The sequence below is a fragment of the Mesorhizobium neociceri genome (assembly GCF_013520985.1).
Classification (GTDB): Bacteria; Pseudomonadota; Alphaproteobacteria; order Rhizobiales; family Rhizobiaceae; genus Mesorhizobium; species Mesorhizobium neociceri.
This window is the reverse complement of the sequence record NZ_JACDTY010000003.1, coordinates 24,830-39,255: the sequence shown is the minus strand read 5'-3', so window position 1 is coordinate 39,255 and position 14,426 is coordinate 24,830. Positions and strand designations below refer to the sequence as shown.

The window sequence follows — 14,426 nt, the reverse complement described above, 5'->3', positions numbered from 1 at the left end:
GGCGCGGGCTGGTGCAATGAAAGCACTGGCGAAACGCGGCCGCTTTGCGTATCACTCCGCCGCCATTGGAGCCGTATTGATGTTCGAGACCCTGCAACCTGCCCCGGCTGACAAGATCATTGCCTTGATCGGCCTCTACCGTGCCGATCCGCGCCCCGGCAAAATCGACCTCGGTGTCGGCGTCTACAAGGATCGCGACGGTAGGACGCCAGTCATGCGCGCTCTGCGCGAGGCCGAGAAGCGGCTGCTGCAGGGCCAGGACACCAAGACCTATCTCGGCCTTCCCGGCGATACTGCCTTCAACACGGCGATGGTCAAGCTGGCCTTCGGCCCGGCGGCAGACATGACGCGTATCCGCGCGGCGCAAGCGCCCGGCGGTTCCGGCGCACTCCGGCTGGTGGCGGAACTGCTGAAGCGGACCCGCCCCGACACGACCGTCTGGCTGTCGGACCCGACATGGCCGAACCATCCACCAGTGATGCGCGGCGCTGGCCTTAAGGTGCGCGACTATCCCTATTTCGATGCCGTTTCCGGCGCTGTGCGCTTCGACGACATGATGGCGGCGCTGGGTACGGCCGAGGCCGGCGACATCGTGCTGCTGCATGGCTGCTGCCACAACCCGACCGGCGCCAATCTCGATGCCGCGCAATGGGCCAGGATCACCGATCTCGTCGTCGAGCGCGGGCTGTTGCCCTTTGTCGACATTGCCTATCAGGGCTTTGGCGAAGGCCTCGATGCCGATGCTGTCGGCTTGCGCCTGCTGGCGGCGAAGGTTCCCGAAATGGTCGTTGCCTCGAGTTGCTCGAAAAACTTTGCCGTCTATCGTGACCGCGTCGGCGCGGCGATGATCCTGGCCAAGGACAGCGCGCAAGCCGATGTGGCGATGAGCCAGATGCTGGCGGCGGCGCGCGCCATGTATTCGATGCCGCCGGACCATGGTGCCGCCGCAGTGCGCATGGTGCTGGAAGACGATGGCCTTCGCGCCGACTGGGAGGCGGAGCTCGAGGAGATGCGGCTGCGCATGCTCAGGCTGCGCGTCCAGTTCGCCGATGCGCTGCGCCGGCAATCCAATTCCGACCGCTTCGATTTCATCGCCAGCCATCGCGGCATGTTTTCCAGGCTTGGCCTCACCGAAGCGCAGGTCGAACGGCTGCGGGCCGAATACGGCGTCTACATGGTCGGCGACAGCCGCATCAATGTTGCCGGCCTGCCCGACGACGGCATGGATGACCTCGCCAAGGCTGTTGTGTCGGTGCTCGACTGAGCAATCCCAGGAAAGGTGGAGCTCACCAGTTGGGGTCCCGCCCCTCGAGATCATCATCCGGAATGACCTGCGGCTGGCGACGGCGACTGGTGTAGGGGGCCGCGTAGGCCATTGTCAGCGCTTCGGCCACCAAACTGAATATGGCGGCAAGCGATGCGCCGATTTCCGGCCACGCAAAGCTGAACCGCAACGGGTTAAGGCGGCGGATGAGGATGTGCACGTCAGTCATGGTGTCCTCCTGTGACGGTGAGGGTGACACCGGTTGCCGTTCAGGTCCTTGGCCCGGGCCTGAAGAGTCCTGAACAGCCCTGAAGTTCGCCTTCAAGGTGATCTTGGATTATCCTGCCCGCGAGGGGTGGGTTCTTGGCCAATGGATTTGGAGTTTGGGAAGTATCGTTTGAAACGCGCCGAACGGCTGCTGCTGGGGCCGCAAGGGCCGGTGGAGCTTTCGGCGCGATCGTTCGACATTCTCTCCGTGTTGCTGGAACGGCCGGACGACGTGATCGGCAAGACCGAACTCTTCGATGCGGTCTGGCCCGGCGTGGTGGTGGAGGAGAACACGTTGCAGGTCCACATTTCGGCGCTGCGAAAACTGCTGCCCGCCGAAATGATCGTAACCGTGCATGGCCGCGGCTATAAATATGGTGGCCCGAGGCCCTTCGGGGCCTCCGCAGAAGCTCCGGTGCCGCCGAGACCGTCCATCGCCGTTCTTCCCTTCGACAACATGAGCGGCGATGCGGCGCAGGATATTTTCTGCGAAGGATTGGCGCTCAACATCGTCGCCAGCCTCGGGCGCTTTCACGAGTTGTTCGTCATCGACAGGTTTTCCACCCTGGCCTACCGGAACCGGCCGGTGACATCGGCTGAGGCTGCGCGTGAACTTTCGGTTCGCTACATTCTGGAGGGAAGTGTTCAGAAAGCTGGGGATCGCATCCGCGTCTCGGTCCAACTTGTCGACGGCGCCGAGAGCCGGCAGCTTTGGACCGAGACCTATGACCGGCAACTGACGGATATCTTCTCGGTCCAGGACGAAATCACCGGGACGATCATCGGCACGCTTGCGTCCGGCTATGGCGGCAGGCTCGGCAAGGCCTGGCGTGACCGAAGCAAGTCCGCCGGACTCGAGAGTTTCGTCGCCCTGGACCATCTCCAACGCGCCATTGATGCCTGTCGTTTGACCAAGGAAGGAGAGAGCCTTGCCAGGGAACATCTGACCAGGGCAATCGAATGTGATCCGCGACTTGCCAAGGCCTATAGTAAAATGGCGATGAGTCACACGGTCGACGCCTGTTGCGGCTGGGCCGACGACCATGATGTTTCGATGGAACTGGCCCGCCAATGGGCAGTGGAGGCGATTGCCTGCGACGACGGCGATTCCTGGTCCTATTGGGCTTTCGCTAACTATCACTTGTATACATTGAATCATGGCGTGGCACTTGAGGCCTTCCGGAAAGCCCTCGAATGCAATCCCAACGACGCCGACGTGACGACCGACTACGCTCTTTGCCTAAGCTACGCGGGCAGGGCCGAAGAGGGCATCGAGTACGCGCGAAAGGCCATGCGCCTCAATCCGTTTCACTATGAATGGTACACTTCCCAACTGGGCCAGATCTATTTCGATGCCCGCCAATACGACAAGGCCATCGCCACCTTCGCCAGCCTGCGCTCGCTGGATAGCGCCATCATGCGCATCTATCAGGCCGCCAGCTTCGCTGCCGCCGGGTACCAGCAGCAGGCTCAGAAATCGGTGAAGCGCGCTCTCGAACTCGATGCCGGCGCCACGCTGGAAAAATGGACCGATCCGAAGCTAGCGCCCTATGGTGATGCCGCGAACCTTGAGCATTTTCGCAAGAATCTCCGCAAGGCTGGCCTCCCGGAGCGGGCCGTGTAGATGCGTCGCATCGCTAGAGTACCACCGGCAACGTTTCAGTGACGGCCGTAGCCGTGGCTAGGCACGGCGCGTCATTGAGGATGAAAACCGTTGACGAGCGGCGCGCCGGCGGGCCGCTCTTTCATCAGCGCGGCGACGATCACGCCCGAAGCGAAGGTCAGACCCGCAATCGCAGCGATCGCCGAGGCCAGGCCGAAGAAATCGGCTATGAGGCCGGCCGAGAGCGCGCCGATTGCGTAGCCAAGATCGCGCCAGAAGCGGTAGACGCTCAGCGACCGGGCGCGCCACGAGGGATGCGAAGCGTCCGACACCGCCGAGATCAGGCTTGGATAAACCATGGCCGTGCCGAGCCCGAGCAGAACGCTCGCCAACAGCCACCAGCGAAAGTCACTCGTGAAAGCGGTCAAGAACAGCGCGGTCGCTTGCACCCACATGCCCGCTGCGATCAGGCCTTTGCGCCCCCAGCGATCACTCAAGGGGCCTGTGGCGACCTGCAGCAGTCCCCACACCGCCGGATAGACGGCCTTCAGGATGCCGATGCGCTCAACGCCCAGACCGTTGGCGGCGAAGAACAGAGGGAATATGCCCCAGCTCATGCCGTCATTAAGATTGTTGACCAGCCCAGCCTGACAGGCGGCGAACAAATTGCGGTCACGGAAGGTGGTGAGGACGAACACCTCGCGGAAGGAAATCGGCGAGACTTGCTTGACGTGGCCGGCCATCTCCGCCCGAACATGGGCCCGCGTGTCGCGCACCAGCACAAGCGAGAGGATGGTGCCAAGCAGGGCATATGCCACGCCGAGATAGATCGGCACCGGACGTAGGCCGTATTGCCCAGCGAGATACCCGGTGAGAAAGGCCGTCACGCCGACGGCGAAATAGCCGGCGAACTCGTTGAGGCCGACCGCCATGCCCCGCCCCTTGGGGCCGACGAGGTCGACCTTCATGATCACCGTCATCGACCAGGCAAAACCCTGGCTGATGCCAAGCAGGGCGTTGGCGGCGATGATCCAGCCCCAACTCGGCGCCCAGATGATGATGAACGGCACCGGCAGCCCGAACAGCCAGCCGAGAATGAGCACGCGCTTGCGGCCCCATGTATCGGCGAGTTGCCCAGAGATGAGATTGGCGAACGCCTTCACCACGCCAAAGCTGACGATGAAGGAGACGACCAGCGTCGTCGAAGCGATCCCGAACTCTTCCGAGCCGATCAGCGGTACGACGGTGCGCTCGATGCCCACCATGCCGCCGACAAAGGCGTTGATCAGGACCAGGAGCGAAAACTGCTGCCAGTTGGCTTTGAGCCCGAGGACAACACGCGGCGAAACGCCGGCTTCACTCACTGTGCGGCTCCGGCATTCAGCGCGCGGGTGCGCGCCGCCTCCGGCGGTGGCGGAGGAATATCGGCCACCATGGCCGCGACGAATTCGGTCTCATCAGCGATGCGAAAAGCTTTGTTGAATCGCTTCTCAAAACCAATGGTCGATGTCGGCTTGCCGCTGAGCGAACGGCCACATACCGACCCGGAAAAGGCGCCGGGCAATACCTCGACATGGTCGGGCAGGTCCTTGAGGCGCTGGGCGCTGGCAAACAGGGAGCGCGCGCCCTCTTCTGCGCTTGAGGCAAGCTCGGTGCGGCCAAGATCGCCGACCATCAGCGTATGGCCCGTCAGCACGAACCAGGGTTCGACGGTGCGTGTACGGTCGGTGACCAGCAATGCAATGTGCTCGGGCGTATGGCCGGGCGTGTGCATGATCTGCGCGGTGACATTGCCAAGTTCAAGCACCTCGCCGTCCTTGACCCGGTGGAAGTCGAAATCGGCGGCGGCGCTCTCATGCAGCACATATTCCGCACCGGCGGCTTGCGCGAGGGCGCGGCCGGCCGAGACATGATCTGCATGGATATGCGTATCGATCACGTAGAGGATGCGCATGCCGGTCGCCTTGGCCGCATCGAGATAGGGCTGAACGTCGCCAACGGGATCAACGACCGCAGCGGATGCCTTACCGCCGCAGCCAAAGAGGTAGGATACGGCCACGGGGTCGGAATGAAGAAACTGGCGCAGGATCATGGGGATGTGTCCTTCATGGGCCGCCATCAACGGCCCAGCGAAATGCGCCGAACCTTGACAGGGCGGTCGATGCGTGTCATTCAAAAACTATATTGAATGATCTAACGTTGACTCGAAGCTGATGTCAATCCGCAAACCGAAACAGGCACTCTATGAGCAGTTCGCGATTGTAGCGAAGGCGCTCGGCAACCCTCAGCGGCTGGAGCTGATCGAACATCTGGCGCAGGGTGAACGCAGCGTTGACCTGCTGGCTACCAAGGTCGGGCTTCCGATCGCCAATGTCTCTCAGCACCTGCAGACCCTGCGCAGAGCTGGACTGGTCCAGGCCGAACGCGAGGGAAAATTCGTGAACTATCGGCTCGCCGACGACACCGTGCTGTCGCTGTTCGCGTCGATCCGCTCCGTCGCGGAGCGCCACCTCGCCGAGGTCGACCGTATCGTGCAGGGCTATTTCGAATCTCGCGACAGCATGGAGCCTGTAACCCGAGAGGGGCTGGCAGCTCGGATGCGCGACGGGCTAGTTACCGTGATTGACGTCCGCCCACCGGACGAGTTCGCGCTCGGTCACGTGCCGGGCGCGATCAATGTGCCGCTCACCGATCTTCAAGCGCGTCTCGCGGAAATCGACCCGGATCGCGAAATTGTTGCTTACTGCCGCGGACCTTGGTGCGTGATGTCATTTGAAGCTGTTGCGGCGCTTCGCAAATGCGGCTTCCAGGCTCGGCGTTTGGAAGACGGACTGCCGGAATGGAAAGCAGCGGGACTGCCTGTTGAGGTGACGATGTAGCGATCGCCTTGGGGGCTGCAAATGACAGTTGATGAAATACTCAGTGAAGCTCGCGCCATGCTGACACCGCGCCGCTCGCCGGCTGCAGCCTATCAGGAAATGCAGCAAGGTGCACTGCTTGTCGACATCCGGTAGTGGGTCAGTTTGAAATCTGCCCGCCTTGACGATGCCCGTCGAATGTAGCTGATCATTAGCGTATGATGGCGGCAATCAGTCAGGGGGAGGCAGCGAATATGCGAACAATCGATCTTTGTGCCGCCGTCGCTCTGTGCATCGTGCCATCCAGCCAACTACTGGCGGCCGATGAGGTTTCCGTCGAACGCGGTTTGTATATTTCGATCATCGGCGGCTGCCATTTCTGCCATACGGAAGGATACCGTGAAGCCGATGGGAAAATCGATCCGGAGAAAGCGTTGAAGGGCTCTTCCGTGGGCTGGCGGGGTCCCTGGGGCACGACCTATGCATCAAATCTAAGGGAATCGGCAAGAGTGTATACGGTGGACAAATGGGTAGACTACCTGAAGAACAGGTTCACAATGCCGCCAATGCCCTGGTACCAGGTCCAAGCCATGAACGAAAGCGACTCACGTTCGTTGTTTCTCTACATCACATCGCTCGGCGCGCCCGGCGATGCGGCGCCGCGTTATCGGACCATTGGCAAGGAGCCGAAGACACCTTACGTCACCCTAGCGCCACCTCAGACGCCGAAGAAGTAACGACCTATGCCCACTGGACCTAAAGCCCCTAAGCGCCCGCGCGACCCAAACCAATTGGCGAAGTCGATCGTCGATCTGGCGACAGGCGAGACTGAGGACAAGAAGCCGCTCGCCAGTGCCCGCAAGGGCGGGCTCAAAGGTGGCAAGGCTCGCGCTAAAACACTGACGCCAGAACAAAGGTCAGAAATTGCGACTGTTGCCGCGCAAGCTCGCTGGAAAAAGGGCGATTAAGCCGCCCCATCCTCTTCGTCAGAAGCCTTCCTCCATTCAACGTCCAGACTGAAATCAAGTTCTGCTTCGATCGGCTCTTCCTTAGGGTTGGAAGCGGCCCAATGATCGAGATCAAAGCTAAGCTGTACCAACTCGCCAACCACATGCTCGCGGCGACGATTGGTGGAGCGAACCATTTGAGCCCGCGAGGCGTCCTCGATATCAATCCAGAAGAATAAAGTCTCTCCACCTTGTGGAACCGGCAGCGAGTGGTAGGCGCGATATGGACGTCCTGTCGTCCTATCAACGCGCATTTCTTCCCGGGCTGCTTGGCTGATTTGTTGCACAAGCAATTTCTTCGGGTCCGCAGGAGTGGGAAGAGCTACCCCATTTGCTAATGCAAAATCCGCAATCTTAGCAGGGTCCATTTCCGTCTCCCCGGTCTTTACCCGGTAGAGAGCAATCAATTTTTGAAGTGTCTTTGGGCCGGCCATCGTTGATTGGTTCCTATGGTTCGATTGGATGGATATCGCCCCAACCATCCGTTTCGGCTGTTGGGATAATGTACTCACGAACACTCACCAGATGCTGGCGGAATTTATGGTATTGCTCCGTTCTTCGTTGAAGCTGACCGGCGACAATACCGGGGTGGACTTTCATTGTTCGAGCAAAGCCAATGAGGTCGCGCTCAGAAAAGTAAGGCGCCTTTCGCTTTATGAAAGCGTCCATCATTTTTGATGGGATACAGAACTCGGCAGCTGCTGCATTCGCAATCGCCTCTTGCTGAGCTACCGTTATTTCCAACTCCACATGGACATCACCCCCAAGGTCAACGTCCAACATTGCTGCACCGTTCTGGCCATCACGATTTTTGACGTGTTCCAATTCGTGCCGAAGGACGAAAATAAAGTTGTCGATGCGGTCAAATCTCAGGGTCATTCCTACAACGGGAGATCGCTCGTTGAGCCAAAGGCATACACCGTCAATTTTGCCACCGGGCAGCCCTTCAACCACTACAAACCTAATGCCGGCTTCAGCGAGGATGCGTGGAACGCGCCGCATATGCTCAGGATGGCCCAAAAGGGGCTTTATGTTCGCGATGGCGATTTCGACAGCTTTTGGCGAGTACGACCCGACCAGCATTCCCTCTGCAATGGACTTTACCCTGTAGAGCCAAGCCATTTGTGCTGGCGTTGCCTCAATACTGGTTTGAGTTTTCCGCGCGGCGTGCGGCATAATCTCGGCGTCCTCCAAGCGGTTTACCCCGAAAAATCGGCGTAGCTCTCGCTCAACATTTTCGGTATCGCGGATGCCTTCAGCCTGAATCCAGCCGCGCTCAATCATTTTTGCGACGGGGAGATCCCCGTATATTTTGGCGCGGTTTGCTCGGCCTGGATCGGGGCGGGCTTCAATCCTGGCTTTCGCAAGATCGTACTGGTGCTGAAGTTCGAGGAAGCGTTCAGCTTTGACTCCAAAAACCTCTTCTAATCCGAGGGCCATTTCCGCGCTGACGCGGCTTTGACCGGAAATCAGTTTGTTGATGGTCGTTTCGCCCTTGTCCAAAATGACGGCAAGCGAACGTTGCGACCAACCCCTTTCATTCAAGAGCGCTTCAATCAATTGGCCCGGTGTCTTGTATTCCATGCTTGGTCCCTGTGCCCCCACACTCTGATTCCGTCTTATAGGCCAACCCGCGCAAAATCGCAAACTGACCTTTATGCTTGACTATCGGGCAGGAAAGCGTAGTGTCTGCTCATGAACAAGCTCGACACCGCGACCCGTTCCAAAATCCTTCACCTGCTGGTCGAGGGCCAATCGATCCGTGCCATCACGCGCGTCATGGGCATGAGCAAGAACACCGTTGCCAAGCTTCTGTCGGACGCGGGCGCGGTGTGTGCCGCTTATCAGGACGAAGCCCTTCGCAACCTGACCTGCAAGCGCATTCAGGTCGATGAAATTTGGTCGTTCACCTACGCCAAGCAGAAGAACGTCGCGACCGCAAAGGCTGCACCGGAAGGCGCTGGCGACACATGGACTTGGACGGCTATCGATGCCGACACTAAGCTTGTCATGTCGTGGCTGGTCGGCGGTCGCGACAGTGAATACGCAATGGGCTTCATGGACGATCTTTCCCGTCGCCTCGCCAATCGCGTCCAGCTGACCAGCGATGGCCACAGGGCTTATCTAGAGGCTGTTGAAGGTGCCTTCGGCGGCGACATCGACTACGCCATGCTGATCAAGCTCTATGGTGCTTCGCCTGACAGTGCCAAGGGCCGCTATAGCCCCGCCGAATGCACTGGTGCGCGGAAAGAGCGGATCGAAGGCAATCCAGACATCAAGCACGTCAGCACGTCCTTTGCCGAACGCCAGAACCTCACCATGCGGATGCACATGCGCCGCTTCACGCGCCTGACCAATGGCTTTTCCAAGAAGGTTGAGGCTCACGCCAACGCGGTCGCTCTGCATTTCATGTATTACAACTTCGTTCGCATCCATACGACCTTGCGGATGACCCCGGCGATGGCGGCTGGTGTGACTGGCAAGCTTTGGGAAATCAGCGATATCGTCGCGCTGATCGAAGCCAAGGAAGCCGAGCAGCCGAAAGTTCGCGGCTCATATAAAAAGCAGGGTCAGATTTCAAACTGACCCACTACCCGACATCCGCTACCTCGAGCAACGAGCCCGCGACGGCGAGATTCCTAACGCGGCGATTATCAGCCGCAACGAATTTGATTGGCGCTGCGATCCGAGCGCTCCGTGGCGCCACGAAATGATCAACAAAGACGACTACAAGCAGCGCATTCTAGTGCTCTGCAACCAAGGCTATCAGTCGAGTTTTGCTGCCGCGAACCTGGTGCGCATTGGTCTAAGCAACGTTACTGACGTCGAGGGTGGCATGCAGGGCTGGCTTTCAGACCGCCTCCCGGTATTGCCCTTCGAGCCCTCCAGGATACGGGCACTCTTGGTGGCATCGGGCACCTAGTCCCGCAGTGTCATCGCCTGCCGTCCTTGCAAGGAAGCTGTCGCAACCAGTGAGCGCCTCGCTAGGCGGATTGCGCCCATCCTCTAGGCGTCGCCTAGAGTCCCAGAAACGTAGAGGACGGACCCTTGGCATCCACGACTAAGAACTTGATAACATCAGCGTTCGCAGTTCCGGCGAAAGCGGGCCTAACTGGCTACAATCAGGTTTTTGAGTTGCTCCCGGTCATCCTGCGACCATTGTTTCGGGTCTTCACCGTGGGCGACCTCAGCGTGAAGTTCGACGTGCTTCATTACCTCTGACGCGCTCTCTGCCGTGAAGCTCGCCGGGCACGCTTCCATCCCCGGATAGTCCCTGCACCGATACGTGTGCGGCATCGCTGCCTCCGTATATTAGAGAACGCTTTAGGAGAGCGAGCGAACGCGAGTTTTGTCAATATGCCTTTCGAAGCCGTAGCAGTTTTGCGCACAAGGGGGTTGCGGTGCGGCGGCTGGAAGACCGATTGCTGGAGTGGCGGGCAACGGGCTTCAGGTCGAGACGAATCCTTTGGTCACATCGCTGGTCGAATAGAGCTATCCGGGAAGCTCAGCGGCATTGGCTGACTTCGTGGCTAGGAGCAGCGTCGGCCCTCCGCCGCGCTCACCCGTGTGATCCAAAGTGAAGCCAGCGCCCACGAGCGCCGACGTCACATCTGCAAATGCCGGGAAGCGGTACACGTCGGCCGGAAACGCCCGCACGGTAGTTTCGTCCTCATTCGTTCTGAAGACCAAAGCCAGGCGTCCGCCTGGCTTTAGAACCCGCGCGATCTCGCGAAGGGCGGCATCCAGGCCATTCCAGAAATAGACGACATGGACGCACAGCGCCTTGTCAAAGACGGCGTCGGCAAAGGGCAACGCACCGACCCCGGCGATGGAGACCTCGACCCGCTGTGCTTTGACGAGCATGCGGTTTCGTCGCATCGCAATCTCGGCCATGAGTTCGGACGGATCGACGCCGACAACGTGCCCGTTCGCGGCGTGCGCGGCCAGCGCGGCCAGGCTGCGCCCATGACCACAGCCGATGTCGAGGACATGGTCGCTCTCTTCGATGCCCAGCGCCTCGATGGCGCGCTTGTTCTCTGTCCATGTCTCGCGCGACATGATGAAGGCGATGAGCCGCCCGAGCAGCCCTCTCGCATGGCGCGCTTGTTCGGCGATGAAGCGCGGCCTACGCATCGGTAGGCACCCGACGCTGCGCCACCAGCACCCCCGCAACATAGGCCGGGATGAAACCCAGCACGGTGGCCATGAAGCCGACAGTGAGCCGGTTTATGCCGGCGATGCAGTTTCCCGGAATGACAATACCGAGGCCGATCGCCAAAGTTGGCAGAACGTGCAGTAGCAGCGGCGCAAAAACGAGCGCGCGAGCGCGCGGAAGGTAAGAGGCAACAACCATGACAATCCCCAAGAGTGATCGAGCTAGGCAGGCGGATCGAAGGAGAAACCCCCGCCTGGAGCATTCCGGAGGGCAGAGATTGACTCATGTTCGGGAAGTGGGCTCGCCGAATCCGAAATCCGACTAGCCGCATTCCAGAAACCAGCTGGCTGTTTCCAAAACCCCTTGGACTATGTCGCCGCCTTCGCAGCGGCCGATGGATCTCTCTTCGCGTCGGAAAGCGCCTGCGCGCGAAACGCCGTCGGCGTCAGGCCGGTTTCTGCCTTGAAGGCACGGTTGAAGGGGCCCAGAGACTGAAAACCGGCATCGAGTGCAATCGTGGAGATCGGCACATCGCGCTGATCAGGGTCCGCCAATGCCTGGGTGACCTCGGCGAGACGCCATTGATTGAGATAGGCGTTGAAATTGCGGTGGCCGAGCTGCCGGTTGATCAGGCGCCGCAACTTGTATTCTGGAACGCCCACTCTCAGCGCAAGCGCTGCGATCGACAAATCTTCCGCGCGGTAGGCGCGCTCGCCGCGCATCAGCCGATCGAGTTTCGCAGCGATCTTGGCGTCGTCACCTGACGGCGCCTGCATGTCCGGCAGGGATACCTCTGCCGGCTGCGGCCTGACGGGGCGTGCGAAAAGATCTGGATTGGCCTGCAACAGCGCGCCGATGGCAGCGAGGCTGAGCATGAGCAGAGCTGCGGCCGCAAGGGGCGAGAGCGCGCCGGCCGGCCGCCAGAGGAGTTCGGAAATCTGCACCGCAATTACGGCCACGGCATAGAGTGCCGCTGCCGCGAGGACCGGACCGCGCAGGCGCCGCCGTGTCTCGACCAGATCGTTGCGCCAACCCGCCACGATGACGAACAGCACATGCGCCATGAGTGCCGCTCCGAAAAGATTCTGCGCAAGCCAAAAGGCCCTCGCTGCTCCGGGCGGCGTCACGGCCGCCAGTATCCCGAGGGCAAGCAAGCCGATTGCAGGAGCGAAGCGGTGGGCCTTGAGACGCTGGCGATCTTCGAAGAGTTCCGTTGCGAACGCCCAGAAAAGGCCCGCGCCCATAACGGACAGGGTCCATATCGGCGGCCGCGCCCAACCTAGCGACTGCTCCAAGCCGGGAAGTTGGGTCAGCGTGTGTGACGCGGCGGCCAAGCAAAAGAGCACACCGGTAACGCGTGCCGGGGAATAGCTACCGCGGCCGACGACAATGGCGAGCCCGAGGAAAACGCCTGCGGCCGCGCCACGCGCCAATAATTCGAGAATCTCCGCGTTTTCCACGTAGAGTGGGATAGCACGAGTCCGCCGCGTTGACGTTCGTTGGAAATTTCAGGATCCAGTGGAAAGCGCCATGGCGCGCTTGTTCGGCGATGAAGCTCGGCCATCGGTCGGCACCCGGCCCTGAACAGCCCTGAAGTTCGCCTTCAAGGTGATCTTGGATTATCCTGCCCGCGAGGGGTGGGTTCTTGGCCAATGGATTTGGAGTTTGGGAACTATCGTTTGAAACGCGCCGAACGGCTGCTGCTGGCGCCTAACGGGCCGGTGGAGCTTTCGGGGCGGTCCTTCGAAATCCTCTCCATGTTGCTGGAGAGGCCGGACGACGTGATCAGCAAGACCGAACTCTTCGATGCGGTCTGGCCCGGCCTGGTGGTGGAGGAGAACACGCTGCAGGTCCACGTTTCGGCACTGCGAAAACTGCTCCCCGCCGAAATGATCGTAACCGTGCATGGCCGCGGCTATAAATATGCAGGCCCCAAGCCCATCGCGGCTACGGCCGAAGCTGCGGCGCCGACCAGGCCGTCCATTGCCGTTCTACCCTTCGACAATATGAGCGGCGACCCGGAGCAGGACTATTTCAGCGACGGGATAACGGAAGACATCATCGCCGAGCTTGGCAAGTTCCGGGAGTTCCTGGTTATCGCGCGGAACTCCTCCTTCCAGTTCCGCGGCAAGGCCAATGACGTGGCCGACGTAGCGAAGAAACTTGGCATCCAGTATGTCGTCGATGGCAGCGTGCGAAAGATTGGCAACCAGGTCCGCATCACCGTGCAGCTGACAGACGCCGTCTCGTTGGCTCATATCTGGGGCGAGCATTACGACCGCCAACTCGACGACATTTTCGCCATCCAGGACGAAATCACCCAGATGATTGCGGCGCGTCTGGCCCGGCAGACCAGAACAGCGATTGCGTCGCGCGCCAGGGCGCGGCCGACGGACAATATGTCGGCCTATGAGTTTTACCTGCGGGCGCTGCAACTTGCGGCCGTCTATGACACGGTGCTCGAAGCAGAACCGTTTCTGCGCCAGGCGGTAAAGCTCGATCCGCGGTTTGCTGCCGCCCACGCCATGCTCAGCTTTGTGGAGTCCTTCAAGTACTATTGGGACTACAATAATCCCGGTCATTTGCGTTCCGGACTGGAGATCGCAAGAACCGCATTGGGCCTTGACCCCGACGAGGCCTATGGCCATCTCGCCACCGGCTTCGCTCACTTGTATTTGCGCCAGTTCAGGCAAGCTGAAATTAGCCTCGACCGGGCGGTTGCGCTCAATCCGAACGACCCGTTGATCCTGAGTATCCGCGCTATTTTCCTCAATCACACGGACAGGCCGGAGCTAGGGCTTGATGAAATAAACGAAGCCCAGCGCCGCGACCCATACGCCGTGGGATGGTATGACGACTTTCGCGGCGTCTTGCTGACGACGGCTGGGCGATATCGCGAGGCGGCTGCGTGCTACGCGAAAATGGCGACTGTAACACCGTGGTCGCTCATTCGTGTTGTCATCTGCCATTTTGAACTCGGCGAAATCGCGCAAGCGCGAGACGTCCTGGCAAAGGTCAAGGCCCACTACCTTGAACTAAGCCTTGACGAGATCGTTGATACGGAAGTGGACTTCTATGAGGATCCCGCCGTGTGCAGCCGTTATCTCGCGATCCTGCGGGGCGTTGATAGCGAAGGATAAGCTTCACCACGCCCCGGCGGCGAGACGTTCTGGTCAGCCGACCTTCGCAGCGTGGCTGGTTTCCGCGCCGCCACCTGTGGACAATCTCCCCTCGCCGGTCGACGGCATTGGCCGGCCGGCCACATGCACGA

At 60.3% G+C, this 14,426-nt stretch carries 17 protein-coding genes; 8 read left to right on the top strand and 9 right to left on the bottom strand.

Annotated elements, in window-relative coordinates; translation table 11 throughout:
* Window positions 1-79 precede the first annotated feature (79 nt).
* Complete coding sequence (locus H0241_RS08095; RefSeq protein ID WP_181056918.1) at window positions 80-1,264, top strand: amino acid aminotransferase; 1,185 nt, start codon at window positions 80-82, stop codon at window positions 1,262-1,264.
* Between the two features lie 22 nt (window positions 1,265-1,286).
* On the opposite strand, the gene H0241_RS08090 is transcribed toward H0241_RS08095, so the two are convergent.
* Window positions 1,287-1,493, bottom strand: a complete 207-nt coding sequence (locus H0241_RS08090) for a hypothetical protein (RefSeq protein WP_181056917.1) — start codon at window positions 1,491-1,493, stop codon at window positions 1,287-1,289.
* Between the two features lie 141 nt (window positions 1,494-1,634).
* Between H0241_RS08090 and H0241_RS08085 the strand changes: the two genes are divergently transcribed.
* Entirely contained in the window at window positions 1,635-3,155 is a 1,521-nt protein-coding gene (locus H0241_RS08085; protein ID WP_181056916.1) for a winged helix-turn-helix domain-containing tetratricopeptide repeat protein, read from the top strand.
* A 71-nt stretch (window positions 3,156-3,226) separates the two neighbouring features.
* Here the strand turns inward: H0241_RS08085 and H0241_RS08080 are convergent, their stop codons facing one another.
* Entirely contained in the window at window positions 3,227-4,498 is a 1,272-nt protein-coding gene (locus H0241_RS08080) for an MFS transporter (RefSeq protein ID WP_181056915.1), read from the bottom strand.
* A complete protein-coding gene (locus H0241_RS08075; protein WP_181056914.1) occupies window positions 4,495-5,226 on the bottom strand; it encodes an MBL fold metallo-hydrolase in 732 nt (243 codons plus the stop codon). Before H0241_RS08075 ends, H0241_RS08080 begins: the two co-directional genes overlap by 4 nt.
* A gap of 121 nt (window positions 5,227-5,347) precedes the next feature.
* On the opposite strand from H0241_RS08075, the gene H0241_RS08070 reads away from it, so the two are divergent.
* The 3 genes from H0241_RS08070 (at window position 5,348) to H0241_RS08060 (ending at window position 6,960) form a co-directional block, all read left to right on the top strand.
* Window positions 5,348-6,013: an ArsR/SmtB family transcription factor gene (locus H0241_RS08070; RefSeq protein ID WP_181056913.1), complete on the top strand. Its 666-nt coding sequence runs from the start codon at window positions 5,348-5,350 to the stop codon at window positions 6,011-6,013.
* A gap of 233 nt (window positions 6,014-6,246) precedes the next feature.
* The gene (locus H0241_RS08065; RefSeq protein WP_181056912.1) at window positions 6,247-6,729 is read left to right on the top strand and encodes a cytochrome C; all 483 of its coding nucleotides are present in this window, start codon (window positions 6,247-6,249) and stop codon (window positions 6,727-6,729) included.
* Between the two features lie 54 nt (window positions 6,730-6,783).
* On the top strand, window positions 6,784-6,960 hold the full coding sequence (locus H0241_RS08060; protein WP_235984173.1) for an RNA-binding protein: 177 nt from the start codon (window positions 6,784-6,786) through the stop codon (window positions 6,958-6,960).
* Here H0241_RS08060 and H0241_RS08055 read toward each other — a convergent pair.
* Both H0241_RS08055 and H0241_RS08050 read right to left on the bottom strand, forming a co-directional pair.
* Window positions 6,957-7,433, bottom strand: coding sequence for a hypothetical protein (locus H0241_RS08055; RefSeq protein ID WP_181056910.1), 477 nt, complete (start codon window positions 7,431-7,433; stop codon window positions 6,957-6,959). The genes H0241_RS08060 and H0241_RS08055 overlap by 4 nt on opposite strands.
* Window positions 7,434-7,446: 13 nt before the next feature.
* Complete coding sequence (locus H0241_RS08050; RefSeq protein ID WP_181056909.1) at window positions 7,447-8,583, bottom strand: HigA family addiction module antitoxin; 1,137 nt, start codon at window positions 8,581-8,583, stop codon at window positions 7,447-7,449.
* A 111-nt stretch (window positions 8,584-8,694) separates the two neighbouring features.
* On the opposite strand from H0241_RS08050, the gene H0241_RS08045 reads away from it, so the two are divergent.
* On the top strand, window positions 8,695-9,585 hold the full coding sequence (locus H0241_RS08045; RefSeq protein ID WP_181056908.1) for a DDE-type integrase/transposase/recombinase: 891 nt from the start codon (window positions 8,695-8,697) through the stop codon (window positions 9,583-9,585).
* Window positions 9,557-9,922 (top strand): rhodanese-like domain-containing protein, encoded by a 366-nt coding sequence (locus H0241_RS08040; RefSeq protein ID WP_181057271.1) that lies wholly within the window; start codon window positions 9,557-9,559, stop codon window positions 9,920-9,922. The genes H0241_RS08045 and H0241_RS08040 overlap by 29 nt, the downstream gene beginning before the upstream one ends.
* A gap of 185 nt (window positions 9,923-10,107) precedes the next feature.
* On the opposite strand, the gene H0241_RS08035 is transcribed toward H0241_RS08040, so the two are convergent.
* The 4 genes from H0241_RS08035 to H0241_RS08020 all read right to left on the bottom strand — a co-directional run bounded on the left by H0241_RS08035 (window position 10,108) and on the right by H0241_RS08020 (window position 12,219).
* Window positions 10,108-10,296, bottom strand: a complete 189-nt coding sequence (locus H0241_RS08035; protein ID WP_181056907.1) for a DUF1059 domain-containing protein — start codon at window positions 10,294-10,296, stop codon at window positions 10,108-10,110.
* A gap of 195 nt (window positions 10,297-10,491) precedes the next feature.
* Window positions 10,492-11,133, bottom strand: coding sequence for a class I SAM-dependent methyltransferase (locus H0241_RS08030; RefSeq protein ID WP_181056906.1), 642 nt, complete (start codon window positions 11,131-11,133; stop codon window positions 10,492-10,494).
* Window positions 11,126-11,353 (bottom strand): hypothetical protein, encoded by a 228-nt coding sequence (locus H0241_RS08025; protein ID WP_181056905.1) that lies wholly within the window; start codon window positions 11,351-11,353, stop codon window positions 11,126-11,128. The genes H0241_RS08030 and H0241_RS08025 overlap by 8 nt, the downstream gene beginning before the upstream one ends.
* A gap of 170 nt (window positions 11,354-11,523) precedes the next feature.
* Window positions 11,524-12,219 carry a helix-turn-helix domain-containing protein gene (locus H0241_RS08020; protein ID WP_181056904.1) on the bottom strand — a complete coding sequence of 232 codons (696 nt, stop codon included), beginning with the start codon at window positions 12,217-12,219 and terminating at the stop codon, window positions 11,524-11,526.
* Between the two features lie 615 nt (window positions 12,220-12,834).
* On the opposite strand from H0241_RS08020, the gene H0241_RS08015 reads away from it, so the two are divergent.
* The gene (locus H0241_RS08015) at window positions 12,835-14,295 is read left to right on the top strand and encodes a winged helix-turn-helix domain-containing tetratricopeptide repeat protein (RefSeq protein WP_235984172.1); all 1,461 of its coding nucleotides are present in this window, start codon (window positions 12,835-12,837) and stop codon (window positions 14,293-14,295) included.
* The last annotated feature ends 131 nt before the right edge of the window (window positions 14,296-14,426 follow it).

What these genes read in the sequence shown, in the direction of transcription:
- H0241_RS08095 (WP_181056918.1), top strand. Translation starts at nt 80, where the DNA reads ATGTTCGAGACCCTGCAACCTGCCCCGGCTGACAAGATCATTGCCTTG.
- H0241_RS08090 (WP_181056917.1), bottom strand. Translation starts at nt 1,493, where the DNA reads ATGACTGACGTGCACATCCTCATCCGCCGCCTTAACCCGTTGCGGTTC.
- H0241_RS08085 (WP_181056916.1), top strand. Translation starts at nt 1,635, where the DNA reads ATGGATTTGGAGTTTGGGAAGTATCGTTTGAAACGCGCCGAACGGCTG.
- H0241_RS08075 (WP_181056914.1), bottom strand. Translation starts at nt 5,226, where the DNA reads ATGATCCTGCGCCAGTTTCTTCATTCCGACCCCGTGGCCGTATCCTAC.
- H0241_RS08070 (WP_181056913.1), top strand. Translation starts at nt 5,348, where the DNA reads ATGTCAATCCGCAAACCGAAACAGGCACTCTATGAGCAGTTCGCGATT.
- H0241_RS08065 (WP_181056912.1), top strand. Translation starts at nt 6,247, where the DNA reads ATGCGAACAATCGATCTTTGTGCCGCCGTCGCTCTGTGCATCGTGCCA.
- H0241_RS08055 (WP_181056910.1), bottom strand. Translation starts at nt 7,433, where the DNA reads ATGGCCGGCCCAAAGACACTTCAAAAATTGATTGCTCTCTACCGGGTA.
- H0241_RS08050 (WP_181056909.1), bottom strand. Translation starts at nt 8,583, where the DNA reads ATGGAATACAAGACACCGGGCCAATTGATTGAAGCGCTCTTGAATGAA.
- H0241_RS08045 (WP_181056908.1), top strand. Translation starts at nt 8,695, where the DNA reads ATGAACAAGCTCGACACCGCGACCCGTTCCAAAATCCTTCACCTGCTG.
- H0241_RS08035 (WP_181056907.1), bottom strand. Translation starts at nt 10,296, where the DNA reads ATGCCGCACACGTATCGGTGCAGGGACTATCCGGGGATGGAAGCGTGC.
- H0241_RS08030 (WP_181056906.1), bottom strand. Translation starts at nt 11,133, where the DNA reads ATGCGTAGGCCGCGCTTCATCGCCGAACAAGCGCGCCATGCGAGAGGG.
- H0241_RS08025 (WP_181056905.1), bottom strand. Translation starts at nt 11,353, where the DNA reads ATGGTTGTTGCCTCTTACCTTCCGCGCGCTCGCGCGCTCGTTTTTGCG.
- H0241_RS08020 (WP_181056904.1), bottom strand. Translation starts at nt 12,219, where the DNA reads ATGGCGCATGTGCTGTTCGTCATCGTGGCGGGTTGGCGCAACGATCTG.